Origin of the sequence: Parasutterella muris, from assembly GCF_009767915.1 — a bacterium.
In the GTDB taxonomy this organism is placed as follows: domain Bacteria; phylum Pseudomonadota; class Gammaproteobacteria; order Burkholderiales; family Burkholderiaceae_F; genus Parasutterella; species Parasutterella muris.
In genome coordinates, this window is the sequence record NZ_WSRP01000021.1 from 22,908 (window position 1) to 46,870 (window position 23,963).

At 51.9% G+C, this 23,963-nt stretch carries 34 protein-coding genes and 3 tRNA genes; 31 read left to right on the forward strand and 6 right to left on the reverse strand.

What is annotated here, in order from left to right; translation table 11 throughout:
- Positions 1-3 precede the first annotated feature (3 nt).
- The 22 genes from rpsC (at position 4) to E5987_RS07715 (ending at position 11,398) form a co-directional block, all read left to right on the forward strand.
- Entirely contained in the window at positions 4-801 is a 798-nt protein-coding gene (gene rpsC, locus E5987_RS07610; RefSeq protein WP_160335505.1) for a 30S ribosomal protein S3, read from the forward strand.
- Entirely contained in the window at positions 801-1,217 is a 417-nt protein-coding gene (gene rplP / locus E5987_RS07615; protein ID WP_160335506.1) for a 50S ribosomal protein L16, read from the forward strand. Before rpsC ends, rplP begins: the two co-directional genes overlap by 1 nt.
- 12 nt (positions 1,218-1,229) lie before the next feature.
- On the forward strand, positions 1,230-1,424 hold the full coding sequence (rpmC, locus tag E5987_RS07620) for a 50S ribosomal protein L29 (RefSeq protein ID WP_160335507.1): 195 nt from the start codon (positions 1,230-1,232) through the stop codon (positions 1,422-1,424).
- Complete coding sequence (rpsQ, locus tag E5987_RS07625; RefSeq protein WP_160335508.1) at positions 1,421-1,678, forward strand: 30S ribosomal protein S17; 258 nt, start codon at positions 1,421-1,423, stop codon at positions 1,676-1,678. Before rpmC ends, rpsQ begins: the two co-directional genes overlap by 4 nt.
- Positions 1,679-1,947: 269 nt before the next feature.
- A complete protein-coding gene (gene rplN, locus E5987_RS07630) occupies positions 1,948-2,316 on the forward strand; it encodes a 50S ribosomal protein L14 (protein WP_160335509.1) in 369 nt (122 codons plus the stop codon).
- Positions 2,317-2,328: 12 nt separating this feature from the next.
- A complete protein-coding gene (gene rplX, locus E5987_RS07635) occupies positions 2,329-2,649 on the forward strand; it encodes a 50S ribosomal protein L24 (RefSeq protein WP_160335510.1) in 321 nt (106 codons plus the stop codon).
- 13 nt (positions 2,650-2,662) lie between these two features.
- Positions 2,663-3,202 carry a 50S ribosomal protein L5 gene (gene rplE / locus E5987_RS07640; RefSeq protein ID WP_160335511.1) on the forward strand — a complete coding sequence of 180 codons (540 nt, stop codon included), beginning with the start codon at positions 2,663-2,665 and terminating at the stop codon, positions 3,200-3,202.
- 14 nt (positions 3,203-3,216) lie between these two features.
- Positions 3,217-3,522, forward strand: a complete 306-nt coding sequence (gene rpsN, locus E5987_RS07645; RefSeq protein WP_160335512.1) for a 30S ribosomal protein S14 — start codon at positions 3,217-3,219, stop codon at positions 3,520-3,522.
- A 15-nt stretch (positions 3,523-3,537) separates the two neighbouring features.
- Entirely contained in the window at positions 3,538-3,933 is a 396-nt protein-coding gene (rpsH, locus tag E5987_RS07650) for a 30S ribosomal protein S8 (RefSeq protein WP_160335513.1), read from the forward strand.
- Between the two features lie 14 nt (positions 3,934-3,947).
- A complete protein-coding gene (rplF, locus tag E5987_RS07655) occupies positions 3,948-4,481 on the forward strand; it encodes a 50S ribosomal protein L6 (protein WP_160335514.1) in 534 nt (177 codons plus the stop codon).
- A 20-nt stretch (positions 4,482-4,501) separates the two neighbouring features.
- Positions 4,502-4,867, forward strand: coding sequence for a 50S ribosomal protein L18 (rplR, locus tag E5987_RS07660; protein ID WP_160335535.1), 366 nt, complete (start codon positions 4,502-4,504; stop codon positions 4,865-4,867).
- Positions 4,868-4,878: 11 nt separating this feature from the next.
- Positions 4,879-5,397, forward strand: a complete 519-nt coding sequence (gene rpsE / locus E5987_RS07665) for a 30S ribosomal protein S5 (protein ID WP_160335515.1) — start codon at positions 4,879-4,881, stop codon at positions 5,395-5,397.
- A 13-nt stretch (positions 5,398-5,410) separates the two neighbouring features.
- Positions 5,411-5,590, forward strand: coding sequence for a 50S ribosomal protein L30 (rpmD, locus tag E5987_RS07670; RefSeq protein WP_160335516.1), 180 nt, complete (start codon positions 5,411-5,413; stop codon positions 5,588-5,590).
- Positions 5,591-5,603: 13 nt separating this feature from the next.
- A complete protein-coding gene (gene rplO / locus E5987_RS07675) occupies positions 5,604-6,050 on the forward strand; it encodes a 50S ribosomal protein L15 (RefSeq protein ID WP_160335517.1) in 447 nt (148 codons plus the stop codon).
- A gap of 20 nt (positions 6,051-6,070) precedes the next feature.
- A complete protein-coding gene (gene secY / locus E5987_RS07680) occupies positions 6,071-7,399 on the forward strand; it encodes a preprotein translocase subunit SecY (RefSeq protein ID WP_160335518.1) in 1,329 nt (442 codons plus the stop codon).
- Between the two features lie 152 nt (positions 7,400-7,551).
- Positions 7,552-7,665: a 50S ribosomal protein L36 gene (gene rpmJ, locus E5987_RS07685; protein ID WP_008810441.1), complete on the forward strand. Its 114-nt coding sequence runs from the start codon at positions 7,552-7,554 to the stop codon at positions 7,663-7,665.
- Positions 7,666-7,676: 11 nt separating this feature from the next.
- On the forward strand, positions 7,677-8,042 hold the full coding sequence (gene rpsM / locus E5987_RS07690; protein ID WP_160335519.1) for a 30S ribosomal protein S13: 366 nt from the start codon (positions 7,677-7,679) through the stop codon (positions 8,040-8,042).
- A 14-nt stretch (positions 8,043-8,056) separates the two neighbouring features.
- Positions 8,057-8,470 (forward strand): 30S ribosomal protein S11, encoded by a 414-nt coding sequence (gene rpsK, locus E5987_RS07695; protein WP_008810443.1) that lies wholly within the window; start codon positions 8,057-8,059, stop codon positions 8,468-8,470.
- 68 nt (positions 8,471-8,538) lie between these two features.
- The gene (gene rpsD / locus E5987_RS07700; RefSeq protein ID WP_160335520.1) at positions 8,539-9,162 is read left to right on the forward strand and encodes a 30S ribosomal protein S4; all 624 of its coding nucleotides are present in this window, start codon (positions 8,539-8,541) and stop codon (positions 9,160-9,162) included.
- A 153-nt stretch (positions 9,163-9,315) separates the two neighbouring features.
- Positions 9,316-10,353 carry a DNA-directed RNA polymerase subunit alpha gene (locus tag E5987_RS07705; RefSeq protein WP_160335521.1) on the forward strand — a complete coding sequence of 346 codons (1,038 nt, stop codon included), beginning with the start codon at positions 9,316-9,318 and terminating at the stop codon, positions 10,351-10,353.
- A gap of 155 nt (positions 10,354-10,508) precedes the next feature.
- Entirely contained in the window at positions 10,509-10,907 is a 399-nt protein-coding gene (rplQ, locus tag E5987_RS07710) for a 50S ribosomal protein L17 (RefSeq protein ID WP_160335522.1), read from the forward strand.
- Between the two features lie 71 nt (positions 10,908-10,978).
- Complete coding sequence (locus E5987_RS07715; protein WP_160335523.1) at positions 10,979-11,398, forward strand: RNA-binding S4 domain-containing protein; 420 nt, start codon at positions 10,979-10,981, stop codon at positions 11,396-11,398.
- A gap of 58 nt (positions 11,399-11,456) precedes the next feature.
- On the opposite strand, the gene hemB is transcribed toward E5987_RS07715, so the two are convergent.
- The 6 genes from hemB to lptM form a co-directional block, all read right to left on the reverse strand.
- A complete protein-coding gene (gene hemB / locus E5987_RS07720; RefSeq protein ID WP_160335524.1) occupies positions 11,457-12,470 on the reverse strand; it encodes a porphobilinogen synthase in 1,014 nt (337 codons plus the stop codon).
- Between the two features lie 68 nt (positions 12,471-12,538).
- Positions 12,539-13,177 (reverse strand): ribosome biogenesis GTP-binding protein YihA/YsxC, encoded by a 639-nt coding sequence (gene yihA / locus E5987_RS07725; protein WP_160335525.1) that lies wholly within the window; start codon positions 13,175-13,177, stop codon positions 12,539-12,541.
- A gap of 121 nt (positions 13,178-13,298) precedes the next feature.
- Complete coding sequence (gene ppk2, locus E5987_RS07730; RefSeq protein WP_251569755.1) at positions 13,299-14,432, reverse strand: polyphosphate kinase 2; 1,134 nt, start codon at positions 14,430-14,432, stop codon at positions 13,299-13,301.
- A gap of 138 nt (positions 14,433-14,570) precedes the next feature.
- Entirely contained in the window at positions 14,571-15,611 is a 1,041-nt protein-coding gene (locus tag E5987_RS07735) for a GMP reductase (RefSeq protein ID WP_160335526.1), read from the reverse strand.
- A gap of 135 nt (positions 15,612-15,746) precedes the next feature.
- Positions 15,747-17,027, reverse strand: a complete 1,281-nt coding sequence (gene lysA, locus E5987_RS07740) for a diaminopimelate decarboxylase (protein ID WP_160335527.1) — start codon at positions 17,025-17,027, stop codon at positions 15,747-15,749.
- Positions 17,028-17,069: 42 nt separating this feature from the next.
- Entirely contained in the window at positions 17,070-17,489 is a 420-nt protein-coding gene (gene lptM, locus E5987_RS13065) for an LPS translocon maturation chaperone LptM (RefSeq protein ID WP_237178766.1), read from the reverse strand.
- Between lptM and cyaY the strand changes: the two genes are divergently transcribed.
- The 9 genes from cyaY to E5987_RS07790 all read left to right on the forward strand — a co-directional run bounded on the left by cyaY (position 17,488) and on the right by E5987_RS07790 (position 23,602).
- Complete coding sequence (cyaY, locus tag E5987_RS07750; RefSeq protein ID WP_160335528.1) at positions 17,488-17,781, forward strand: iron donor protein CyaY; 294 nt, start codon at positions 17,488-17,490, stop codon at positions 17,779-17,781. The genes lptM and cyaY overlap by 2 nt on opposite strands.
- The gene (folP, locus tag E5987_RS07755; protein WP_160335529.1) at positions 17,778-18,623 is read left to right on the forward strand and encodes a dihydropteroate synthase; all 846 of its coding nucleotides are present in this window, start codon (positions 17,778-17,780) and stop codon (positions 18,621-18,623) included. Before cyaY ends, folP begins: the two co-directional genes overlap by 4 nt.
- Entirely contained in the window at positions 18,620-19,957 is a 1,338-nt protein-coding gene (gene glmM / locus E5987_RS07760) for a phosphoglucosamine mutase (protein WP_160335530.1), read from the forward strand. The genes folP and glmM overlap by 4 nt, the downstream gene beginning before the upstream one ends.
- A gap of 20 nt (positions 19,958-19,977) precedes the next feature.
- Entirely contained in the window at positions 19,978-20,685 is a 708-nt protein-coding gene (locus E5987_RS07765; protein WP_160335531.1) for a response regulator, read from the forward strand.
- The gene (phoR, locus tag E5987_RS07770) at positions 20,682-22,046 is read left to right on the forward strand and encodes a phosphate regulon sensor histidine kinase PhoR (protein ID WP_160335532.1); all 1,365 of its coding nucleotides are present in this window, start codon (positions 20,682-20,684) and stop codon (positions 22,044-22,046) included. Before E5987_RS07765 ends, phoR begins: the two co-directional genes overlap by 4 nt.
- Positions 22,047-22,061: 15 nt before the next feature.
- Positions 22,062-23,198 (forward strand): HNH endonuclease domain-containing protein, encoded by a 1,137-nt coding sequence (locus tag E5987_RS07775; protein WP_160335533.1) that lies wholly within the window; start codon positions 22,062-22,064, stop codon positions 23,196-23,198.
- 140 nt (positions 23,199-23,338) lie between these two features.
- A tRNA-Pro gene (locus tag E5987_RS07780) sits at positions 23,339-23,415 on the forward strand.
- 24 nt (positions 23,416-23,439) lie between these two features.
- A tRNA-Arg gene (locus E5987_RS07785) sits at positions 23,440-23,516 on the forward strand.
- A gap of 10 nt (positions 23,517-23,526) precedes the next feature.
- Positions 23,527-23,602 (forward strand) — tRNA-His (locus tag E5987_RS07790).
- The last annotated feature ends 361 nt before the right edge of the window (positions 23,603-23,963 follow it).

A 23,963-nucleotide genomic window follows, 5' to 3' on the forward strand; every position in this document is an offset into this window, starting at 1 on the left:
ACCATGGGACAGAAAATTAATCCGACAGGCTTTCGCCTTCCTGTAACACACGACTGGACATCACGTTGGTATGCTACAGGCCGCGATTTTGCCCGCACACTGGCAGAAGACCTCAAGGTTCGTGAATTCCTGGGCAAGAAGCTCAAGAACGCATCCGTTGGTCGTATTCTCATCGAGCGTCCCGCTAAGAACGCTCGCATCACCATCTTCTCCGCTCGTCCGGGCATGGTGATTGGCAAGAAGGGTGAAGATCTTCAGGTTCTGAAGAACGAACTCTCCAAGATGATGGGCGTACCTGTACACGTCAACATTGAAGAAGTTCGTCGTCCTGACTTGGACGCTCAGCTGATTGCCGACGGCATTACTCAGCAGCTCGAAAAGCGCATTATGTTCCGCCGCGCGATGAAGCGCGCTATGCAGAACGCCATGCGCCAGGGCGCTCTTGGTATCAAGATCATGTCTTCCGGTCGTTTGAACGGTGCTGAAATCGCCCGTACCGAATGGTATCGTGAAGGTCGTGTTCCTCTGCACACTCTTCGTGCCGACATTGACTACGGTTTCTCCGAAGCCAATACCACATACGGCATTATCGGTGTGAAGGTTTGGGTTTACAAAGGCGACAATACTGCCAAGGATCTTGCAGCTGAAGCTGCTGCTCCGGCTGATCGTGAAGATCGCCGCAATCGTCGTCCGGGCAAGCCGAACAACCGCCGCGGCCGCAAACCCGCTGACGGAGAAGGCAAGCAGGCTCGTGCTCCCCGCAAGGCCGCCGAAACTGCTGCTAAGGAAGGAGAAGAATAATGCTGCAACCAAACAGAACCAAGTACCGTAAGGACCAGAAGGGCCGTAACTATGGTTTGGCTCAGAGAGGCGCAAAGGTCTCCTTTGGTCAGTTCGGTCTGAAAGTTACCGAGCGCGGTCGTCTGACAGCTCGTCAGATTGAAGCTGCTCGTCGTGCCATCACCCGCCACATTAAACGCGGCGGCCGTGTATGGATCCGTGTGTTCCCGGACAAACCTATTTCCTCTAAACCCGCTGAAGTTCGTATGGGTAACGGTAAAGGTAATCCGGAATACTGGGTTGCATTAGTGCAGCCGGGTCGCGTGATTTATGAACTGGACGGCGTTGATGAAGCGCTGGCTCGTGAGGCTTTCCGTCTTGCCGCAGCCAAGCTTCCTCTGAAGTCTATGTTCGTTACACGCCAGATTGGCCAGTAAGGAGAGTGCAGAATGAAAGCCAAAGATTTACGCGCTATGGACGAAGCTGCGCTTAACAAAGAACTGCAGGACCTTCTGAAAGCACAGTTCACACTGCGTCTGCAGAAGTCTCATCAGCAACTTGAAAATACGAGCATGATTCGTAAGACACGCCGCGACATCGCACGCGTCCGTACAATTCTTGCTCAGAAGGCAGCGACGAAATGAGCGAAAACAAACTTACACGTACCCTGATCGGTAAAGCTGTTAGCACCAAGATGGACAAGACAGTTACTGTTCTTGTTGAACGCAAGGTTAAGCATCCGATCGGCAAGATCGTCGTCAAGAGCAAGAAGTATCATGTTCATGACGAAAACAACGACGTTAGAGAAGGCGACATCGTCGAGATCTCTGAAACCCGTCCGATTTCCCGCACGAAGTCCTGGACAGTTTCCAAGATCATCGAACGCGCAGTCATCTAATTGTAAAAAAATAATTTAATTTTCTTAGAGAGCTTGCAAAGATATCCTTAATTGGATATACTTGCGGCTCTCTAAGTTTATTTATTTGGAAAGTTCTTTCCGTTTAATAACTTAGAGGTTCACTGGGGTTCCGGTTCTTTTGAACAACCTGCCCCGTAAAAGCAGGTATCTGTGAGACTGGATTGGAAACTCTTCTCCCGGACGGGACCAAAACTGGCCGAGCATAGCGAATCGCTATGACCTCGGAATAAGTTGGAATATTAAAAACCATGATTCAGATGCAATCTAATCTGGACGTCGCCGACAACACCGGTGCTCGTTCAGTGCAATGTATTAAAGTGTTGGGCGGCTCCAAGCGCCGCTACGCCAATATTGGCGACATTATCAAAGTGACCGTCAAAGAAGCGGCCCCCCGCGGTCGTGTCAAAAAAGGCGAAGTCTACAGTGCTGTTGTAGTTAGAACTGCTAAGGGTGTTCGTCGTCCTGACGGTTCCTCCATCAGCTTTGACGGCAACGCTGCTGTCCTGCTTAACAACAAACTGGAACCGATTGGAACACGTATCTTCGGACCGGTTACGCGCGAACTGCGTACCGAACGTTTCATGAAGATCGTTTCTCTGGCTCCTGAAGTTCTTTAAGGAGAACACAGAATGCAACGTATCCGCAAAGGTGACGAGGTTATCGTCATTACCGGCCGTGATAAAGGCAAAAAAGGCACGGTGACTGCTGTTCACAGCGACGGTAAAGTCGTTGTTGAAGGCATCAACATCGTTAAGAAGCACGTCAAGCCGAACCCCATGCTGGGTCAGGCCGGCGGCATTATGGACAAGACGCTTCCCATTGACGGTTCCAACGTCATGCTCGTCAATCCGAAGACCGGTAAGGGCGACCGCATCGGTTTCCAGGTTGTTGACGGCAAGAAAGTACGCGTCTTCAAGAGTGACGGTGCCGTTGTCGGCGCCAAAGCATAAGAGGTCGCAGTAAATGTCTCGTTTTTTCAATAAATATCGTGACGAAGTGGTTCCGGCCCTGACAAAACAGTTCGGTTACAAAACCGAAATGCAGGTTCCCCGCATCACAAAAATCACACTGAATATGGGTGTCGGTGAAGCTGTCAATGATAAGAAGCTTATTGACCACGCTGTTTCCGACCTGACCAAGATTGCTGGTCAGAAGCCTGTTGTTACCAAGACTCGTAAGGCTATCGCCAACTTCAAGATTCGTGAAAACATGCCGATCGGCTGTATGGTCACGCTTCGCGGCGAGCGCATGTATGAATTCCTTGACCGTTTAGTCACAATCGCTTTCCCGCGTGTTCGTGACTTCCGTGGTGTTAACGCTCGTGCCTTTGACGGCCGCGGCAACTACAACATCGGTCTGAAGGAACAGATTATTTTCCCGGAAATTGAATACGACAAGATCGACAAGCTCCGCGGACTTAACATCAGCATTACGACAACCGCTAAGACGGACGAAGAAGCCAAGGCACTTCTGGCTGCCTTCAAATTCCCGTTCCGTAACTAAGCGAGGTGATTTAATTGGCTAAACTCGCACTTATCAATCGTGAACTCAAGCGCAAAATGTGCGCTCAGAAGTTTGCTGCTAAACGTGCCGCTCTGAAAGCGGTTATTAACGATGCTACCCGCTCGATGGAAGAGCGCATGGAAGCCCGCATCGCACTTCAGTCTCTGCCCCGTGACGCAAGTCCCTGCCGTCAGCGCAACCGCTGCGGCATCACCGGTCGTCCCCGCGGTACATTCCGCAAATTCGGCCTAGCCAGAGGCAAGATCCGCGAAGCGGCTATGCATGGTGACATTCCCGGCCTGACTAAGGCCAGCTGGTAAGCGAGGAGATTACAAATGAGTATGAGTGATCCGATCGCCGACATGCTGACCCGTATCCGTAACGGTCAGATGGTCGACAAAACGGAAGTTACAATGCCTTCTTCCAAGCTGAAGGTGGCGATTGCAAAGGTTCTTGAAGACGAAGGCTACATCTCCGGTTATTCCGTTGACGCCAACGAAGGCAAGCCCGTTCTTCATATTGGTCTTAAATATTATGCCGGCCGTCCTGTTATCGAAACAATCGAACGTGTTTCGAGACCCGGACTGCGTGTATACAAGAATCACGAAACGATTCCTCAGGTCATGAACGGCCTTGGAATTGCGATCATTTCCACACCGAAAGGCGTGATGACTGATCGCAAAGCTCGTGAAGCTGGCATTGGCGGCGAAGTCATCTGCTACGTTGCCTAAGCTAGGAGAATACTATGTCACGAGTTGCTAAGATTCCCGTCACCCTCGGTAAGGGTGTTGAAGCCTCGATCGCTGACGGCGTTATCACCGTCAAAGGACCGAAAGGCACGCTTACTCAGAAGCTTGACGCTTCTGTTGAAGTGAAGGTTGAGAACGGCCACGTTTACTTCAAAGCTCTTGAAGAAACGAAGCAGTCCAACGCAATGAGCGGTACGCTCAGAGCTCTTGTTAACGCGATGAACATCGGCGTTACAGAAGGCTTCACAAAGAAACTGACTCTGGTCGGTGTTGGTTACCGTGCTCAGGCTCAGGGCGACACCCTGAATCTGAACCTCGGTTTCTCTCATCCGGTTGCTCACAAGATGCCTGCCGGCATTAAGTGTGAAACCCCGACTCAGACAGAGATTCTGATTCACGGCGCCGACAAACAGAAAGTCGGCCAGGTTGCTGCAGAAATTCGCAGCTATCGTGCTCCTGAACCCTATAAGGGCAAGGGTGTTCGCTATGCTGATGAAGTTGTAGTGATCAAGGAAACTAAGAAGAAATAAGCGGGCGGAGGCTTAAAGTGATCGACAAGAAACAAAATCGTCTGCGTCGTGCGCGTGCCACGCGTGCCCGCATTAAGAGCATGAAGGCTAATCGCCTGACTGTTCATCGTACAAATCTGCACATTTACGCTCAGATCATTTCTGCCGACGGCAAGAATGTTCTGTGCTCTGCCTCTACGGTTGAGCCGGAAGTCCGTGCTCAGCTGGCAGGTGTGTCCGGCAAGGGCGGCAACGTCAACGCTGCGAAGATTATCGGTACACGCATTGCTGAGAAAGCAAAGGCTGCCGGAATTGAAAGCTGCGCTTTTGACCGCGCCGGTTATCGTTTTCATGGCCGTATCGCCGCGCTTGCAACAGCAGCGCGCGAAGCCGGTCTCAAGTTCTAAGGAATAGCTAAATGGCAAAACAAGCTAAAGGCCCCATGGCTGAAGAACAGGATGACGGCATTCGCGAAAAAATGATTGCTGTCAATCGCGTCACCAAAGTTGTTAAAGGCGGTCGTATTCTCGGCTTTGCTGCTTTAACAGTAGTTGGCGACGGCGACGGCCGTATCGGTATGGGCAAGGGCAAGTCCCGTGAAGTTCCTGTTTCCGTCCAGAAAGCGATGGATCAGGCTCGCCGCAGCATGGAAAAGATTCCTCTTCGTGACGGAACCATTTACCACGCTGTTGAAGGCCATCACGGCGCTTCCCGCGTGATGCTTCTTCCGGCTCCCGAAGGTACCGGCGTTATTGCCGGCGGTCCGATGCGTGCTATTTTCGACGTAATGGGTATTCGCAACATTGTTGCCAAGTCTCATGGTTCCTCGAACCCCTACAACATGGTTCGTGCCACCATTGACGCTCTCAACAATCTGCGCACCCCGAGCGAAATTGCTGCTAAGCGCGGCAAGACCGTTGAAGAAATCATCGGTTAATCAGGAGTGTTAAATGGAAAAGAAAACAGTTAAAGTGACTCTGGTCAAGAGCCCGATCGGCTGCAAGAAAGCCCATCGCCAGACTGTTCTTGGTCTCGGTCTGAAGAAGATTCGTCAGACACGCGAACTTGAGGACACTCCTGCCGTACGCGGCATGATCAGCACTGTCTCTTACCTTGTTCGTGCTGAATAATTGAGGATTAGAAATGAAACTTAATACCATTCAGCCGGCTGCAGGTTCCAAGAGCGCAGCCCATCGCGTTGGTCGCGGTGTTGGAAGCGGTTGGGGCAAGACTGCCGGCCGCGGTCACAAAGGTCAGAAGTCTCGTGCCGGCGGATTCCACAAAGTTGGTTTCGAAGGCGGCCAGATGCCTCTGCATCGTCGTCTGCCGAAGCGCGGCTTCACTTCCTGGACTCATGAATTCGTTGCTGAAGTTCGCTTGAGCGAACTTGAAAAGCTGGGTCTGGAAGAGATCAACCTCGGCGATCTGATCAATGCAAATGTGATCAAATCCAATTCGAAGGATGCTCGCGTTATTCTCTCCGGAGAAATCAAGCGCAAAGTTATTCTTCGCGGCATTACCGCTACTAAGGGTGCGAAGGCTGCTATTGAAGCTGCCGGCGGATCCGTTGTTGTGGAAGCTGATAAATAATTTGAGATAAGGAATTAAACGTGGCCAAGAACATTCCGGCGAAAGCCAGCAGCAAGTACGGCGATTTATATCGACGAGTAATTTTTCTTGTATTGGCTCTCGTTGTTTATCGTATCGGCACGCATATTCCGGTTCCCGGTATCGATCCAGATACCTTAAAAGAGCTGTTTAATCAGCAGCAGGGCGGCATCTTAGGGCTGTTCAACATGTTCTCGGGCGGCGCCCTGTCCCGTTTCTCCGTTTTCGCGCTTGGTATCATGCCGTACATTTCGGCATCGATTATCATGCAGATGCTTTCTTACGTACTTCCCTCTCTGGAGAGTCTGCGTAAGGAAGGCGAATCCGGAAGAAGAAAGATCACGCAGTACACTCGTTACGGCACACTTCTTTTGGGCACATTCCAGGCGTTAGGTATTGCCGTCGCTTTGGAAACGCAGCCCGGCCTGGTCATTGATCCGGGCTTCTTCTTCCGCTTTGTCTGTGTTGTTTCTCTCGTTACCGGCACCATGTTCCTCATGTGGCTTGGCGAGCAAATTACAGAGCGCGGAATCGGCAACGGCATTTCGATCATCATTTTCGCAGGTATCGTTGCGGGTCTGCCCGCTGCGGTAAGCGGTCTTTTCCAGTTGGTTTCCACCGGCGCGATCGGACCTCTGTCTGCGATTTTCATCATTGCGATCGTGATGCTCGTTACGGCATTTGTGGTCTTTATGGAAAGAGGCCAGCGCCGTATTACAGTTAACTATGCCAAGCGTCAGGTCGGCAACAAGATTTACGGCGGTCAGAGTTCGTATCTTCCTTTGAAGATCAACATGGCCAACGTGATTCCTCCGATCTTTGCTTCTTCGCTGATTCTCTTCCCGGCTACCTTAGCCAGTTGGTTTACCAGCGGAGAGAGCACACGCTGGATTCGTGACCTTGCGGCTTCTCTTTCCCCGGGTCAACCGATTTATACACTGCTCTATGCAGCTCTGATTGTATTCTTTGCTTACTTCTACACGGCTTTGGTTTTCAATCCGCGTGAGACAGCTGAGAATCTTAAGAAGAGCGGTGCCTTTGTACCGGGTATTCGTCCGGGTGAACAGACATCCCGCTATATTGACAAAGTTCTGCTTCGTCTGACACTTGCGGGTTCCATCTATCTGGTCTTTGTCTGTTTGGTTCCTGAGTTCCTCAATCTGCGCTTTAACGTTCCGTTCTATTTCGGCGGCACATCACTTCTGATCGTTGTCGTCGTGACGATGGACTTTATGAGTCAGGTTCAGGCTTATCTCATGAGTCATCAATACGAATCGCTGCTGAAGAAGACAAACTTCCGAGGCTTCGGTCCCGGTTCACTTCCCCGTTAACGGGTTGTAACCAGTCGATAATTTGCAGAAAAGAGCGGGATTAGATATAATCCCGCTCCTTATGCATTACTCTGCGATTTGCACTACATTTTGCAGGGACAGTTCTGTATGAGGTTCTTCGCGAGAGGCCTCGTGCACTTTTGGAGATAACTATGAAAGTAAACGCTTCGGTCAAAAAAATGTGCCGCAAGTGCAAGATCATCAAGCGCAAAGGCGTGGTCCGCGTGATCTGCTCGGATCCTCGTCATAAACAGCGCCAAGGCTAAAGAGGTAAATAATGGCTCGTATCGCCGGTATTAACATTCCGCCGAATCAGCACGCTGAAATCGGCTTAACCGCCATCTATGGCATCGGTCGTCCCCGTGCCCGTGAAATTTTGAATGCGGTTGGTGTTGACACAACTAAGAAGGTCAAAGACCTGACAGACGCAGAACTTGAAAAAATTCGTGATGCGATCAGCAAGCTGACTGTCGAAGGCGACCTTCGTCGTGAAGTTCAATTGTCAATTAAGCGCCTTATTGACTTAGGTACCTACAGAGGTATGCGTCATCGTCGCGGTCTGCCCGTTCGCGGTCAGCGCACCCGTACGAATGCTCGTACCCGCAAGGGACCGAAGAAAGCTGGCGTCGCACTTAAGAAATAAGGTAAAGGACGACTATGGCAGGAAAGATTCCTAACGCGCAGCAGATTGCTGCTCAGCGCGCTCGCAGAAAAGTTAAGAAAGTCGTGACAGAAGGCATTGCCCACGTTCACGCTTCCTTCAACAATACAATCATCACAATTACTGACCGTCAGGGCAACGCGATTGCCGCGTCCAGCTCCGGCGCTCAGGGTTTCAAAGGCTCTCGTAAGTCCACTCCGTTTGCAGCTCAGGTTGCAGCAGAGCAGGCCGGCCGTCATGCCCTTGAATATGGCTTAAAGAACGTTGAAGTCCGTATTACCGGACCCGGACCCGGCCGCGAATCCAGTGTTCGTGCGCTCAACGCTCTTGGTATTCGCGTCACTTCCATTCAGGACGTTACTCCCGTTCCTCACAACGGTGTTCGTCCTTCGAAGCGTCGCCGTGTTTAATAACTAATTCCCGCGTTAATCAGCAAACTGATTAACTGAATGTGGAAGACACAGGATAAGAGAAAAAAATGGCTCGTTATACCGGACCTAAAGAAAAGCTCGCACGCCGTGAAGGCTGCGACTTGAATCTCAAGAGCGCTGTTCGCTCTTTTGATTCCAAATGCAAACACGAATATGCCCCGGGTCAGCATGGCCGCACCTCCGGTGCTCGTCTCTCTGACTACGGTGCTCAGCTTCGTGAAAAGCAGAAAGTTAAACGTATGTACGGCGTTCTCGAACGTCAGTTCAGACTTTATTTCGCTAAAGCCGCCAGAAAACGCGGCAACACCGGCGAGCAGCTCCTCAGCCTGCTTGAAAGACGTCTGGACAATGTTGTCTATCGTATGGGCTTCGGCTGCACACGTGCTGAAGCACGTCAGCTGGTTTCCCACTGCGCTATCAGCGTCAACGGCAACAAAGTCAATATTCCTTCTTACTTAGTTAAAGAAGGCGACGTCATCGCCGTCCGTGAAAAAGCCAAGAATCAGGAACGTATTGTTAACAGCCTGAAACTGGCAGAAACCGGTGGTTTCCCGGACTGGGTTTCCGTTGATGTAAACAAGAAGGAAGGAACATTCAAGCATGTTCCGGCCCGTGACGAAATCGCTCACGACGTCAACGAATCTCTGATTGTTGAATTGTATTCTCGCTAAACTTGCAGTACCGCGGCAGTGTAGTGCGCTGCCGCATAGTTTCACCACGCGATCTCATCCTTTGGGGCTGAGATCGTCGTGTCGTTTAAGGCCCCAACATTCCTACAGCCTTATCGGTGTAACGAGCCGAGGGTATTGTTAAAAGGAAAACTAATGTCTGTTAATGCTCTGCTTAAGCCGCGCAGCATCGAAGTCGAAGCTGTTGACGGCAATCCTTATTCCGCCACCGTAACGATGGAACCGTTTGAAACCGGTTACGCCCATACGCTTGGCAACGCGCTTCGCCGTGTTCTTCTCAGCTCCATGGTCGGCTTTGCTCCGACTGAAGCTCAGATTGCCGGTGTTGTTCACGAATACAGCCAGATTGACGGTGTTAAGGAAGACGTTGTTGACATTCTTCTTAACGTCAAGGGCGTGATTTTCAAACTCGAGAACCGTGATGAAGTCACCGTAACGCTGCGTCGTGAAGGCCAGGGTGTTGTGACAGCGGCCGACTTTGATCTGCCTCATGACTGCACGATTCTCAACCCTGACCATGTGATTGCAAATCTTTCCGGCGGAAAGATCGACATGCAGCTCAAGGTTGAAAAAGGCCGCGGCTATCAGCCGGGCGATATGAGAGCTCTGAAAGACGACTACAGCAAGGGAACGATTGGCCGCATCATTATGGATGCTTCCTTCTCCCCGATTCTTCGCGTCGCCTATAAGGTTGAAAACGCTCGTGTTGAACAGCGTACTGACCTTGACAAGCTCGTTATGTCCATTGAAACGAACGGCGCTATTCTTCCGGAAGAAGCCCTTCGTCAGGCCGCTCACATTCTTCAGGATCAGCTTTCCGTCTTTGGCGGACTGCCGACCATTGGCGCTGAGCCTCCCGCTCCCGCGCCCATCTTCAGCAACACCAGCGGTGTCACTGTTGAAGAGCCTGTTGTCAAACCTCAGCCTCCGGTTGATCCGATCCTTCGCCGTCCGGTTGACGATCTTGAACTCACCGTTCGTTCTGCGAACTGCCTGAAAGCCGAAAACATTTACTACATCGGCGATCTGATCCAAAGAACAGAAAACGAACTTCTCAAGACTCCGAACCTCGGACGCAAGTCGCTCAATGAGATTAAGGAAGTCCTGGCTGCGCACGGTCTGACACTCGGCATGAAGCTTGAGAACTGGCCTCCTGTTGGTCTCGACCACTAAGAACATTTTGTAGTATTTGTTTTACTTCGATATTTTTAAATTTTATTCAGCTCGGCTATAATGCCGAGCTCACCCGCCCGCTCCGAAAGGAGATAGAAGAGACGGGAGATGCCCAAGCGGCACCCTAACTAGACTTTTTATTAAGGAATTTGAAAATGCGTCATAAACTCGGTCTTCGCAAACTGAATCGTACATCTGCCCATCGTCTGGCCATGCTCCGCAACATGACCAATTCTCTGCTGCGTCATGAAGCCATCAAGACAACTCTGCCGAAAGCCAAAGAGCTTCGTCGTGTTGTTGAGCCGATGATCACTCTTGCCAAAGAGCCGACAATTGCGAACAAGCGTCTCGCATTTAACCGTCTTCGTGATCGCGAAATCGTTGTCAAGCTGTTCAACGAAATCGGACCGATGTTCAAGGATCGTAAGGGCGGCTACACTCGTATCCTGAAGATGGGCTATCGCGTTGGCGACAATGCTCCTCTCGCTTACGTTGAACTCGTTCAGAAGACAACCGACGCTGCTCCTGCCAAGGAAGAAGCCAAGGCTGAATAATCTCTGACATAGAGACGGAACAAGGTAAAGGCTCGCAAATGCGGGCCTTTGCTGTACCTGCAGGATAGAAAATGAAGAAAAACGAGATTGAAGACAGTGACGTTCGCCTGGACAAATGGCTTTGGGCCGCGCGTTTTTACAAGACACGCACGCTGTCTCAGGACAATATTGAGCTTGGCCGCGTACGGATGAACGGCGTACGGCTGAAAGCGAGCAAGACGGTCAAGGTCGGCGAGAAGCTGGAGATTATTCGGGGCGAGGAGCGTTTTGAAGTGATCGTTAAGGCTCTGTCCGGAAAGCGCGGAAACGCAGCCGCAGCGCAGGCACTTTATGAAGAAACGCCGGGAAGCCTCCAAAAACGACTTCTGATACGCGAAAACAGCAAGATGATGCCGATGCCAGGCAGTGACTATCACGGCCGTCCTACGAAGCGTGACGGGCGGAAAATCAGGAAATTCATTGAAGGCTTTAATCCTTCAAAGGACATTTAAAAGAAAAGGAGCGAATCCGTTTTGGACCGCTCCTTAATTTTTTACTGCGCTTGTCGGCTTACCTTCTGCCTTCTTCGGCGAGCCAGCGGGCTGCCTGCGGAGCAAAGTACGTCAGGATGCCGTCTGCGCCTGCACGCTTGAAGCAGACGAGAGACTCCATGATGGCTTTCTTTTCGTCGAGCCAGCCGTTCTGGATGGCAGCCATCAGCATGGCGTATTCTCCGCTCACCTGATAGACGTAAGTCGGGGCGAGGAACTCCTGTTTGACGCGCCAAAGAACATCAAGGTACGGCATACCGGGTTTCACCATGACCATATCGGCGCCTTCAGCCAGATCAAGACCAACTTCCCAAAGCGCTTCGTTGGTGTTTGCCGGATCCTGCTGATAAACCGCTTTATTGCTTCTTCCAAGGTTGGAAGAGGAGCCGACGGCGTCGCGGAAAGGACCGTAGAAGCAGGAAGCGTATTTGGCGGAGTAAGCCATAATCTTGGTGTAGATCAAACCTCTCTTTTCCAGCTCCTGACGGATGATGCCGATACGGCCGTCCATCATGTCGGACGGAGCAACGATATCGGCTCCGGCTTCTGCCTGAGCGAGGGACTGACGAACCAGCATTTCGATGGTTTCGTCATTGAGGATGAATCCGGTTTCGTCAATCAGGCCGTCCTGCCCGTGTGTTGTGTAAGGATCAAGTGCCACATCGCACATAACGCCGAGTTCCGGGAAATGTTCTTTGAGCGCCCGCACTGTGCGCGGAATTAAACCGTCAGGGTTGGCAGCTTCGGAACCGTCCGGTGTCTTGAGACTGTCTTCTATTGAAGGGAAAAGCGCCATGACGGGAATGCCGAGCTTGACGCATTCTTCAGCCTGTTTCAGCAGAAGATCGATAGAAAGACGTTCCACTCCGGGAAGAGAGGGAACTTTTACGCGGGTGTTTGTCCCCTCTGTGACGAAAACGGGATAGATAAGGTCGTCAACACTCAGCCGGCTTTCACGCATCAGTCGTCTGGAGAAATCGTCGTGGCGCATTCTGCGCATTCTTACGGAAGGAAACTGTCCTAATGTCTGCATAATTTCGAATGAGTTGAAGTTAGAAATAATCTACTCGGTGATCATAGAACCGCTGAGTGAAATGAAAATTAAGGGTAGGGCTGATTAAGCCAGCCGCTCAGGACTTTTTGCAGCTGCTCGACGCCTTCTTTCTTGAGACCGGAGAAAAGCTGTACGGAGACTTGAGGGCCGATTTCCGCGGCTCGTTTCTGAGCGATATTTAAAGCGGCGCGTCTTTCCATGTTCTTGAGCTGATCCGCTTTATTCAGAAGGAAGTGGAGTTTAAGCTCCGGACGGAACGAGATGAAGTCGAGCAGGAATTCGTCGGCCGGCATAAAGGGTCTTCTGGCATCCATCACGACAACCATGCCGGTGAGCTGAGGACGCTGCTGTACGTAGCCGCCGACGAGTCCTTCCCAATTTTTACGTGTTTCCGGAGACGCTTTTGCAAAGCCGTAGCCGGGGAGGTCCACAAAGAAGCCGACCGGTTTTCTTTCTCGCGGCTTAAGTCCTTTGACGGACAGCTCAAAAAAATTCAGCAGCTGAGTGCGTCCCGGAGTTTTAGAAGAGAACGCAAGGCGCACCTGACGTGTTAAGACATTAATCGCTGTCGATTTACCGGCGTTGGAACGACCTGCGAATGCGATTTCCGGAAGATCCGTGTCCGGAAGTCCGTCGAGCTCGGAGACGGACATGACGAACTTTGCGGAATCAAACAAAGCGCTCATAAAAACAAAATTCCTTCTGAAGAGTTGAAGCTCTGCGGCGGTCATGCAGGCAGAGCTTCGATTGATAAATTAGGGAGAGTGTAATTCCAAATTCGGCTTAAAGTCCCATTTACTGCGTAAGCTACTTTTCAATAGAGCCTGTGATGGAATTTGTGCGGTAGACGATTCTCGGATCCACTTCTCCGATGACGCTCAGATCGCGTCCGGTGTAGTCGATATTGCTCAGTACTAATCGGATGGCATTGATACGCGCGCGCATTTTGTCGTCACTTTCAATAACGGTCCAGGGAGCGTCCTGAGTGTCGGTCTCGAAGAACATCTTATGAATGGCTTTGGTGTAGTCATCCCATTTGGAAAGAGAAGCAAGATCGACCGGAGAAAGCTTCCACTGTTTGAGCGGGTCTTTTCTGCGCTGTTTGAAGCGGCGTTTTTGTTCCTTGCGGGAAACGTCGAGCCAGAACTTGAAAAGAATAATTCCGCTCGAAAGGATATTTTTCTCAAAGCTTGGCACTTCCTTGATGAACGTCTCGTACTGATCCTGAGTGCAGAAACCCATTACCGGTTCAACGACGGCTCGGTTGTACCAGGAGCGGTCGAAGAAAACCATTTCTCCGTTGGTTGGGAGATGCGCGACATAGCGCTGGAAGTACCATTGGCCGGATTCCGTTTCTGTCGGTTTAGGCAGAGCCGCGACGCGCGCAAAGCGCGGGTTGAGATGCTCAATGAAACGCTGAATGGTGCCGCCTTTGCCCGCGGCGTCACGTCCTTCGAAGATGAGGACAATTTTTTTGCCTTTTTTCTGTACCCAATTCTGCAGCTTGATCAGTTCAATCTGCAGCTGACGAATCTGTTTGTTGTACAGATCTCTGTTGTAGCCGTTCAGATAAGGATATTCACCGGGTTTGAGATCCGGCTTGAGCGCGTCCATTTCTTTGACGCTGCTGATTTTCTTGTCAAAGCGTTTGGCCTCATGCTGAATCAGGGCGGTTAGAAGCCGCTCTTTTCCTTCCTGAGTTAATTGCTCAAGCAGGTCGTTGGAAAGTTTGTATGCGTCGTTTGTCTGAGTGGTGCGCAGGTACTGCTTGAGGTACTGATAGGGATCCTCGTAGCCTCCGAAGTCGAACCTAGAATCTTCCAGAGAGACGTCGGCCTTTTCCAGCACCTGCGGCGACTCTCCGCCGACGGATTCCTGTGTCGGAGCGTCTTTTGTTTTCGGTGCGGAACGAAAGATTTTGCGTTTAGAAATTTTTACCACGATAGTCCTCTCTCACTATGCTGAGGCGTAATGTACTGAGCTTAACCTGTGAGAGAGGATCAGCGGGGGCATCTCCCATCAAATCAGGCAGTTAAAAAAAGCGGCCGCATGAATCGGCCGCTCGGGATTCGGAAAGGATTATGACTTACCGAAGACTTCGTTGAGTTGCTGCGTGACGCGTACGAACGTAGTACGTTTGGTCAGCTCCTTGAGTCGGCGCGCCCCGACGTAAGTGCAGGCGGAGCGGACGCCGCCGAGGATATCCTGCACGGCGTGTTCGACCGGGCCGCGGTCTTCGAGCAGAACGGTTTTGCCTTCGGCAGCTCTGTACTTTGCGACGCCGCCGGAGTATTTATCCATTGCGGATTTGCTGCTCATGCCGTAGAAGGCGCGGTAGATTTTGCCGTCTTTTTCGATCGTTTCGCCGCCGCTTTCCGTGTGTCCGGCGAGCATACCGCCGAGCATGACGAAGTCAGCGCCGCCTCCGAACGCCTTAGCGATGTCACCCGGGGTGGTGCATCCGCCGTCGGCGCAGATCAGGCCGCCAAGGCCGTGCGCGGCATCCGCGCATTCGATGATGGCTGACAGCTGAGGATAGCCGACGCCGGTCATTTTGCGTGTGGTGCAGACGGAGCCGGGACCGATGCCGACTTTAACGATGTCGGCTCCGGCGAGAATCAGCTCTTCGGTCATATCACCCGTAACGACGTTGCCGGCCATGATGGCGATGTGCGGGAACTTCTCACGGATTTTGGAGACGAAGTCGACGAAGATTTCCGTATAGCCGTTTGCCACGTCGATACAGAGGTACTGGATCGCGTCCGGCGCTTTTTCCATAACAAAGCTGAATTTTTCCATATCGGCAGCGGTAATGCCCATGGAGTAAAAGGCAGCCGACTTTCTTTTCAGACCATTAAAGAAGGAGACGTACTCTTCCGGTTGGTAATGCTTATGCAGCGCGACGGAAAGGCCGTGTTTTTCAAGGGCTTCGGCCATTTTGAAGGTTCCGGTGGTGTCCATGTTGGCCGCGATGATCGGAATGCCGCTGTATTCCACACGGCTGTTGCGCAGTGTGAAGGGACGGGTCAGATCGACATTGGAGCGGCTGGAAAGCGTGGAACGTTTGGGGCGGATAAGAACATCTTTGAAGTCAAGCTTAACTTCGTTTTCGATATGCATTGGTTAGATCCTTTTAAACCGTTTTTTACGATTCATTTTGTCATTTTTAGGGCAGCCGATACGCTTGAGCGAATCCGAAAAAGATAACAAACGTAACCAAAAAAAGGCAGGTAACTGCGCCTGCCTTTTGCTTTTTTATCGGGTAAGAAGGATTTCGTCCCGGTAAAGATCTTCATAGTTTTGCCGTCTTCGGATGAGATGTGCTTCTTCTCCGTTTACAAGCACTTCAGCGGGCAGGCAGCGGGAGTTGTAGTTAGAAGCCATGGTCATACCGTAGGCACCCGCGCTCAGCATGGCGAGGATATCTCCCTGTCTGACGGACAGCAGGCGGTCTTTGCCGAGCCAGTCTCCTGTTTCGCAAACGGGGCCGACCACGTCATAGAAAGCCGCGGATTTATCGTTGGAGGGCGTTACCGGAACGATCTGCATCCATGCCTGGTAAAGGGTGGGACGGATCATATCGTTCATGGCCGCGTCGACCATGATGAAATTTTTAAGCTGACCGCTTTTGAGGAATTCGACTTCCGTGAGGAGGGCGCCGGAGTTGCCGACAAGTGAGCGGCCCGCCTCGAAAATCATTTCCAGATCTCCGTAGCCGCGTCTGACGAGCACTCTTCTGAGCGCGGCCATGAGTTCTTTAGCGGTAGGGGGCGTTTCCGTCCCGTATTTGATTCCCAAGCCGCCTCCGAAATCGATATGTTTGAGATTGATTCCGTGCTCGGCGAGCTGATCAAGCAGAGTGCAGAGTTTTTCGCAGGCATCGGCAAACGGCGTTGTTTCCGTGATCTGAGAACCGATATGGCAGTCGATGCCGACGACTTCAAGTTCAGGGGCCTGCGAGGCTTTAATGTAAAGGCTGACCGCGTCCTCGTAGGCGATACCGAATTTATTCTTTTTTAAGCCGGTAGAAATATAAGGATGAGTTTTAGCATCCACATCCGGGTTGACGCGGAAGGAGACTCTTGCGCGCAGTTTAAGTTCGGATGCGACCGCGATGATACGGTCGAGTTCCGCGGGCGATTCGATGTTGAAGCATTTGATATCGGCAAGCAGCGCTTCACGAATTTCGCGAACGGTTTTACCGACGCCCGAGAAGATGACTTTACGGGTGTCGCAGCCCGCGGCCTTGACGCGCTGCAGTTCTCCGCCCGAGACGATATCGAATCCGGAGCCGAGTTCTCCGAAAAGTTTAATGATAGAGAGATTGGAGTTCGCTTTAAGGGCGAAGCAGACCAGATGAGGGTGGTCTGCAAGCGCGGACTGATAGGCATTGAACGCGCTCACGAGCGCGTGTTTGGAGTAAACGTAGAGCGGTGTTCCGAATTTACGGGCCAGTGTCTCAAGCGAGACGTCCTCGCACCAGAGCGAGCCGTCTTTCCAATAGAAATCCTGATCGTTAGGCAAAGTTAAGTTCATGGCGAATTCTCCGAAAGCGATTTGCAGTGATGATGTTTCGCTTTAGATTGGTTTTGTTGTTTCGCTACTTTCAGTTTCGCCGCTTTCCTCGGAAGGTTTTGTTTTAGTTTCCGAGTCGGTGTTTTTCGGGGCGTCTTCCTGAATTTGTTCATCCGCGCTTAAAGAGACGGGTGAGGCAGAAGCGGAGGCACCGATTTCGCTGTCCTCGGAGGGCTGCAGCTCTTTTTCAGAGGTGCTGCCTTCAGTGCGAAGGGGCTGCTGACGTTCTTCAACCGGAGCGGGCGCCGGGCCGACCATATCCTGTCCCGTCCACTCGTTAATTTGTTTACCGATACGGGAGAGGTACGAGTCATCCGGGTCCGGAGGGAGATATAACGGACCTTTAATACCGCAGCCTGTCAGGAAAAGGCACGGAAAGAATAGAATTAAGAATCTTTTATGCATAATGGATAAATCTAGCATGATAGAAAGTGATTTTCTGCAGTTGACGGAAAAAACCTTCGAAGAAGCGGAGGCGTTTGCCGACGCGAATTATCCGAACAGTGACTCCTACAGAGAGGGCAATGTTTTGACGATTGAGCTTGAAGACGGTCCTTCTGTGGTCATTAATCGGCAGGAGGCGATGCAGGAGATGTGGCTTGCGGCTCCAAGCGGCGGTTTCCATTTCAAACATGACGCGGACGGCTCGCTTCGCTGCACGCGTGACGGCGTGCTGTTTGAGACGTATCTGCAGCGCGCACTGGAGGGCAGATGAAGCGTGTTTGGTTATGCAGAGGCCGAGAGATTGACCTCAGCAGTCCGGTGATCATGGGCATAGTGAATGTGACGCCGGATTCATTTAGTGACGGCGGGAAGTATTACGATCCGCAGCGTGCGATTGAGCATGGCTTTCGTCTGTTAGAGGACGGCGCGTCGATTTTGGATGTAGGCGGCGAGTCCACTCGTCCCGGGGCGCCGGAAGTTTCGACGGAAGAAGAGCTTGAGCGCGTGATTCCCGTGATTGAGGCGCTTGCGGATGCCGGAGCTGCGGTTTCCGTTGACACGAGCAAAGCGGAAGTCATGCGGCAGGCGGCTGAGGCCGGCGCGATCATTATCAATGACGTTTACGCGCTGAGGCAGAAAGGATCTCTGCAGACGGCGGCCGAGAGCGGCTGCGGCGTTTGTCTGATGCATATGCAGGGTGTTCCGAGAACGATGCAGGCTGCGCCCTCCTATCAGAATCTGATTGAAGAGGTTCGTTTATTTCTCAAGGAACGCGCGGATGCGGCGCTTGCGGCGGGCATTGCGGCTAAATCGATTGTTTTGGATCCGGGCTTTGGGTTTGGAAAGACGGTCGGGCAGAACTTTGAGCTGCTTGCGCGCACGCAAGACTTTTTATCGCTTGGCTACTCTCTGCTGTACGGGATGAGCCGCAAATCGAGTCTGGGGGCCGTGACCGGAAAGGCGTCTGCCTCTGAACGCGTTGTTTCGTCGGTCGCCGCGCATCTGTTGGCGGCCGAGCGCGGCGCCTCGATACTGCGGGTGCATGACGCAGCGGAAATGAGAGAAGCGCTGCTGGTTTACGAAGCAATGAAAAACTACAAGGAATTGAAATGAGCAGAAAATATTTCGGGACGGACGGCGTAAGAGGCCGAGTCGGCAATACACCTATTACACCGGAGTTCGCGATGCTTTTAGCGCAGGCCGCAGGAAGAGTGCTGAAGCGCTGGACGCATGACGGAGAAGTCGGTGTATTTATCGGTAAAGACACACGAGTTTCCGGTTATATGCTGGAAGCGGCCATGCAGGCCGGATTTTTAAGTGCGGGTGTCGATGTGATGCTGGGCGGCCCGCTGCCGACGCCAGCAGTTGCCTATTTAACTCGGGCTCAGAGGCTGAACGCCGGTGTTGTGATTTCTGCCTCCCACAATCCTTTTTACGATAACGGCATTAAGTTCTTCTCTTCTAAGGGTACGAAGCTGCCTGATGAGCTGGAGCTGCAGATTGAAAAAGAGATGGACCGCGGCTATCAGTGCGTAGACAGTGCTCAGCTTGGCAAAGCGCGTCGTCTGGATGACGCCTCGGGGCGCTATGTGGAATTCTGCAAGAGTACGTTCCCGAGTGACCGTGATTTGAAAGGACTCAAGATTTATGTTGACTGCGCCAACGGCGCCGCCTATCACATTGCGCCCGATGTTTATCACGAACTTGGCGCGACGGTTGTCTGTGACGGCGATCATCCGGACGGCTTCAACATTAATGAAGGGGTCGGGGCGACGCATACCGATACGCTTCCGCAGCGCGTCGCGAAGGCGGGCTGCGATATCGGCATCGCGCTGGACGGCGACGCCGACCGTCTGATCATGGCGGACTCCGAGAAAGTCTACAACGGTGATCTGCTGCTGTATCTCATCGCCAAGGACCGTTTAGTGAGAAGAGGTCTTGCGGGCGTTGTCGGCACGCTGATGACCAATTTCGCGGTTGAGAAGAAGCTGAAGAGCTTAGGCGTTGCGTTCCACCGCGCCAAGGTCGGTGACCGTTATGTGCTGGAGACGCTGCAGAAAGAAGGTCTGCAGCTGGGCGGCGAGGGTTCCGGACACCTGATTATTTTAGACAAGCAGACGACGGGCGACGGTATTGTGTCGAGTCTGCAGGTGCTTGCCGTACTGGTTCGCAACCGCACGACGCTTCGGGACGCGCTGGCGGAGGTTTCTCTGACGCCTCAGGTTCTGATTAACCGCAGATATCCGAAAGGTTATGTCTGGACTGATGACGAAAATCTTCAGAGAGCAATTGCCGAGGTGTCTGCCAGGCTTGAAGGCAAGGGCCGTGTTCTGGTGCGCGCCTCCGGAACCGAGCCGCTGGTGCGCGTGATGGTTGAATGCGAAGACGCATCTGAGGCTAAACAGGTTTGCGAGGCGCTTGCCGGACTGATTCCGGCGGGGCAATAAATTTTTATTGAGTCACAGACATGTCGATATCGGTACTGATTGTTGAAGACGAGCCGGCGATTCTCGAGTTGATCTCCTATACGTGTCGTACCTCAGGGTTTCAGGTTCAGAAAGCCTCCAACGTCGGAGAGGCGAGAAGGGCCATTGCGGAGAAGCGTCCGGATTTGATTCTTCTTGACTGGATGCTTCCGGACTGTTCGGGGCTTGACTGGCTGAAGGAGCTGAAGGCGAATCCGACGACGGATAATTTTCCCGTGATCATGCTGACCGCCCGAGGTCAGGAGGATGATCGTGTTAACGGTTTAGAGGCCGGGGCGGACGACTATATTGTCAAACCTTTTTCTCCGCGCGAGCTGATTGCTCGCATTAAAGCGGTGATTCGGCGTAAAGGCGGCAAAGAGGAAGGAGAGGTCATCCGGATTGGGCCGCTTGTCATTGATATTGACCGCTTTGAAGCCCGGGTGAGCGGCGAGCCGCTGCGTTTATCCGCGGTGGAATTTCGGTTTTTAGCGTTATTTGCCAAGCACCCGGGACGTGTTTATTCACGGGCACAGCTTATTGAGCGTATTTGGGGCTTTAGCGCCGACATTGATGAGCGTACCGTTGACGTTCACATGCTGCGGCTTCGCAAGCAGCTTTCGGGAACGGAAGCTGCTGACTTCATTGAAACTGTCCGAGGTTTAGGCTACCGAGCCGCAGCACTTAAATCGTCTCAGGCGAACTCATGATCAACGACTTTTTAAAGTTCGGCTATGCTGCCATTCTGACCGTCATTGTGATTGCTCTGGCGGTGGACTTGGTTTGGGGGTTGGCTGCTGGTCTGGCGGTTGCGCTGTTAGGTCTTTTAGGGCTCTTTCTGCTGCATTTGCGGCGCTTCAAGCGTTTCGTGCAGTGGCTTGAGGGTACGGAGTTGGAAGATTGGCCGAAGTCTGAAGGCGTTTGGGAGAGCATTTACCGCAAGGTATATACCGCACGCAAGAAGACGGAGAAGAATCAAGCGAAGCTGGAAGAAAAAGAGCTCCGCTTTCGCTCCACGCTGAATGATCTTCCGGACGGCGTGGTTCTGATGCGCAAGGACTTTGAGATTCAGTGGATCAATCGCATCGCGGTGCGGGATTTATCTTTAAACAAGCGCCAAGACATCGGGCGCAAGCTTGCTGACGTGATTCATTCGGAAGAGCTGATGACGCATATTCGTTCGAAGAAATGGGGTGAGAGTCTGATGCTTTCTCTTCCGGACGGGCGTACTTTGGAAGTTCGTGTGATTTCCGCCGGGAGCAAGTATACGGTCGTGGTGACGCGCGACATTACAGAGAGCAAGCGCATTGATGATTTCCGGCGGGACTTTGTCGCGAACGTTTCGCATGAACTTCGCACGCCGCTGACGGTCATCAAAGGTTTTCTGGAATTAACGGAGGAGAACTCGACGCTTTCTCAGGAAGATCGTCTGCATTTGAAGATGATGAGCGAGCAGGCTGAGCGCATGAGTTCGCTGGTGGATGATCTTTTGACGCTGTCACGCCTGGAGCGGGACAGTGCGCCCGCGGGGCGAGATCCGATTGACATGCTGGAAGTGATGACGGATGCCGTTGCGGAGGGCCGTATGGTTTCGGGCGGCCGTCATGAGATTCGGATTGACAAAGTTGCCTGTGAGTGGGTTTTAGGCGATCGCAAAGAGCTTCGCAGCGCGGTTACGAATTTAGTGACGAACGCGGTGCGCTATACACCGGAGCATGGCAAAGTTTCCCTCAGCTGGGAGGTGACGGATCAAGGCGGCGTGTTATCGGTTTCTGACAATGGGATTGGCATTGCGCCGGAGGATATTCCGCGCGTGACGGAGCGTTTTTACCGTGTTGACAAGTCGCGTTCGCGCGAGACCGGGGGCACCGGGCTTGGTTTAGCGATTGTGAAGCATGTACTTTTCCGGCATCAGGCTCAGCTGCAGATTGAATCTGAGATTGGCAAAGGCTCCACCTTTAAGATTGTGATTCCGAAGGTTCGTCTTCTTGACGAGGAGGAGGAGCTTTTAGGAGCTCCCGCTGGAGCGGCGGAGCGTTCAGTGATCTCCAAGAGTGATCTGATTCATTAAGAAGGGGACTGAGACATGCCGGATGCAGGCGACATGATTCCATTATCCGACGTTGCGGGTGCGGTTAAGCTTGGTCAGGTGTTTCGGCGTACCACCTCGTCGTACAAATTTCTCTGGTTCTTATCCATTTTAGATTTAGTCGCATCCCGCGATCTGCAGATCGGAAAGGCGCTTCGGCTCAGTATGCCGGAGATTGTTGCGCTAATGATTGCAAAGGCGTGGGTGCCGACGCAGCGTTTTCGATTGAATTTCGGGCACTGGGACAAAATGACTCAGCGCATTGAAGAGCTGAAATCGCTGAAGATTGTGCGTTTGGACGCGGCAGACGACGAACACAGCGTTATCAGAGCGTTGAATTCTTTGAAGTCTGATCAAAAAGCAAAGTATCTGGAAGAGATTTACAAACCACTTACTCGTTATGTTCCGCAGCATTTTCTTTCGCCGTGGTCAGGCAGCGCGGAGAAGGACGATGCGAATTGGTCGCCTTACAGACGTGTTGGCCACTCGGACGAAATAGAGATTTCTTATCCGTGGGCGCAGTATCTTCAGGAAAACTATCAGGTCCTAAAAGGTTTTGCGCTGTGGAAATTTGCCGGTTATTTAGAGGACCGCAATACGAATGTGCCGGGTCTTAACCAGCGGCTTGAGTTTACGGGCGCCAGAGGGTCGCTGTCCGTGCCGACTGAGTTTTGGCGTTCTTATCTGATCAACGGGAAAGTCAAAACCGACATTTACGGGGAACCGATAGTCGAGAGCGATGGGTCGTTCAGTTTTCATCTGGACCATTTCCTTCCGTGGCACTTTGTGATGCACGATCAGATTTGGAATTTGAGCCCGGTGAATTCGAATCTGAACTCTTCGAAAAGCGATCGAATTCCTCAGGTTGATCAATTCATCAGGCAATTTGCGCTTCAGCAGCAGAAACTGCTGCACTTTCATTTGCAGCGCGAGCAGCAGGAGAAAACCGAGGAGTATTTCTACGCGCAGTACGAGAATTTTTTCGGATGTGAGGTTTCGGTCTTAACGGAAATGCCTGAGACAAGTCTGATTACACTTTTCTCCGATCGATTTCAGCCGATGGAGCGCACTGCGCTGAACATGGGTTTTGAGCGATGGGATAGGGTAATGGCTACTGCATCTATAGGAAATTAAAGGATTTTTTATTGTCAATTCCGCAATGCTGGCATAAATTTATTATATCCTGTAGAATACCGCTTCTGCGCTGAAGTTTGTTTAGAAGCAGATCTTGAAGCAGGGCAAGAAGTTTTATGTTATAGTCTCGGTTCACTTAACGGGGTGTAGCGTAGCCTGGTAGCGCGCCTGCTTTGGGAGCAGGATGTCGGGAGTTCAAATCTCTCCACCCCGACCAAAAGATTTTAGTCCGCAGGAAAATCTGCCCGTAGCTCAGTTGGATAGAGCATCGGCCTTCTAAGCCGAGGGTCACAGGTTCGAATCCTGTCGGGCAGGCCAAGTTTTAGTGGTACGAGTAGCTCAGTTGGTAGAGTCCAGGATTGTGATTCCTGTTGTCGTGGGTTCGAGCCCCATCTCGTACCCCACCGAATTCGGTGGGAAGAGCCGCCTCAGGTTTGAGGCGGCTTTTCTAATTTTAGCGTCAGATACAATGAGAATTTTGGCGCCGGGATAAATTTCAAATTAATTCCCTATCGTTTCCTCTGCATTTTTCTTAGTTTGCAAAAGGCCGCAAGCAAACTCTATCGCTTTTCTGTCTGAAATATTGCAGAATCTAGAGCCTCTAGCAGAGGCTCAGCTTTTAATCTGAAGGCATCTTCTTTAGAAGTCTGTCTCTTCTTCGTCGTCTTCGTAGACCTGCGCCTTTTCGGGCTCTGCATCAGGAACCGGAACCCCGAGGGCTTCAAATAACATCCGTCTTTTCCCTGCGATTTCACCGAAGTAGTA

Coding starts and splice junctions, on each gene's coding strand:
- rpsD (WP_160335520.1), top strand. CDS start 8,539: ATGGCTCGTTATACCGGACCTAAAGAAAAGCTCGCACGCCGTGAAGGC.
- folP (WP_160335529.1), top strand. CDS start 17,778: ATGAAGCGTGTTTGGTTATGCAGAGGCCGAGAGATTGACCTCAGCAGT.
- rplQ (WP_160335522.1), top strand. CDS start 10,509: ATGCGTCATAAACTCGGTCTTCGCAAACTGAATCGTACATCTGCCCAT.
- rplP (WP_160335506.1), top strand. CDS start 801: ATGCTGCAACCAAACAGAACCAAGTACCGTAAGGACCAGAAGGGCCGT.
- glmM (WP_160335530.1), top strand. CDS start 18,620: ATGAGCAGAAAATATTTCGGGACGGACGGCGTAAGAGGCCGAGTCGGC.
- rpsK (WP_008810443.1), top strand. CDS start 8,057: ATGGCAGGAAAGATTCCTAACGCGCAGCAGATTGCTGCTCAGCGCGCT.
- rplO (WP_160335517.1), top strand. CDS start 5,604: ATGAAACTTAATACCATTCAGCCGGCTGCAGGTTCCAAGAGCGCAGCC.
- phoR (WP_160335532.1), top strand. CDS start 20,682: ATGATCAACGACTTTTTAAAGTTCGGCTATGCTGCCATTCTGACCGTC.
- rplX (WP_160335510.1), top strand. CDS start 2,329: ATGCAACGTATCCGCAAAGGTGACGAGGTTATCGTCATTACCGGCCGT.
- rpsM (WP_160335519.1), top strand. CDS start 7,677: ATGGCTCGTATCGCCGGTATTAACATTCCGCCGAATCAGCACGCTGAA.
- rpmD (WP_160335516.1), top strand. CDS start 5,411: ATGGAAAAGAAAACAGTTAAAGTGACTCTGGTCAAGAGCCCGATCGGC.
- E5987_RS07765 (WP_160335531.1), top strand. CDS start 19,978: ATGTCGATATCGGTACTGATTGTTGAAGACGAGCCGGCGATTCTCGAG.
- E5987_RS07735 (WP_160335526.1), bottom strand. CDS start 15,611: ATGCATATCGAAAACGAAGTTAAGCTTGACTTCAAAGATGTTCTTATC.
- rplN (WP_160335509.1), top strand. CDS start 1,948: ATGATTCAGATGCAATCTAATCTGGACGTCGCCGACAACACCGGTGCT.
- rpmJ (WP_008810441.1), top strand. CDS start 7,552: ATGAAAGTAAACGCTTCGGTCAAAAAAATGTGCCGCAAGTGCAAGATC.
- rpmC (WP_160335507.1), top strand. CDS start 1,230: ATGAAAGCCAAAGATTTACGCGCTATGGACGAAGCTGCGCTTAACAAA.
- rpsE (WP_160335515.1), top strand. CDS start 4,879: ATGGCAAAACAAGCTAAAGGCCCCATGGCTGAAGAACAGGATGACGGC.
- lysA (WP_160335527.1), bottom strand. CDS start 17,027: ATGAACTTAACTTTGCCTAACGATCAGGATTTCTATTGGAAAGACGGC.
- yihA (WP_160335525.1), bottom strand. CDS start 13,177: ATGAGCGCTTTGTTTGATTCCGCAAAGTTCGTCATGTCCGTCTCCGAG.
- cyaY (WP_160335528.1), top strand. CDS start 17,488: ATGATAGAAAGTGATTTTCTGCAGTTGACGGAAAAAACCTTCGAAGAA.
- rplF (WP_160335514.1), top strand. CDS start 3,948: ATGTCACGAGTTGCTAAGATTCCCGTCACCCTCGGTAAGGGTGTTGAA.
- rpsH (WP_160335513.1), top strand. CDS start 3,538: ATGAGTATGAGTGATCCGATCGCCGACATGCTGACCCGTATCCGTAAC.
- E5987_RS07775 (WP_160335533.1), top strand. CDS start 22,062: ATGCCGGATGCAGGCGACATGATTCCATTATCCGACGTTGCGGGTGCG.
- E5987_RS07715 (WP_160335523.1), top strand. CDS start 10,979: ATGAAGAAAAACGAGATTGAAGACAGTGACGTTCGCCTGGACAAATGG.
- lptM (WP_237178766.1), bottom strand. CDS start 17,489: ATGCTAGATTTATCCATTATGCATAAAAGATTCTTAATTCTATTCTTT.
- E5987_RS07705 (WP_160335521.1), top strand. CDS start 9,316: ATGTCTGTTAATGCTCTGCTTAAGCCGCGCAGCATCGAAGTCGAAGCT.
- rpsQ (WP_160335508.1), top strand. CDS start 1,421: ATGAGCGAAAACAAACTTACACGTACCCTGATCGGTAAAGCTGTTAGC.
- hemB (WP_160335524.1), bottom strand. CDS start 12,470: ATGCAGACATTAGGACAGTTTCCTTCCGTAAGAATGCGCAGAATGCGC.
- rplE (WP_160335511.1), top strand. CDS start 2,663: ATGTCTCGTTTTTTCAATAAATATCGTGACGAAGTGGTTCCGGCCCTG.
- rpsC (WP_160335505.1), top strand. CDS start 4: ATGGGACAGAAAATTAATCCGACAGGCTTTCGCCTTCCTGTAACACAC.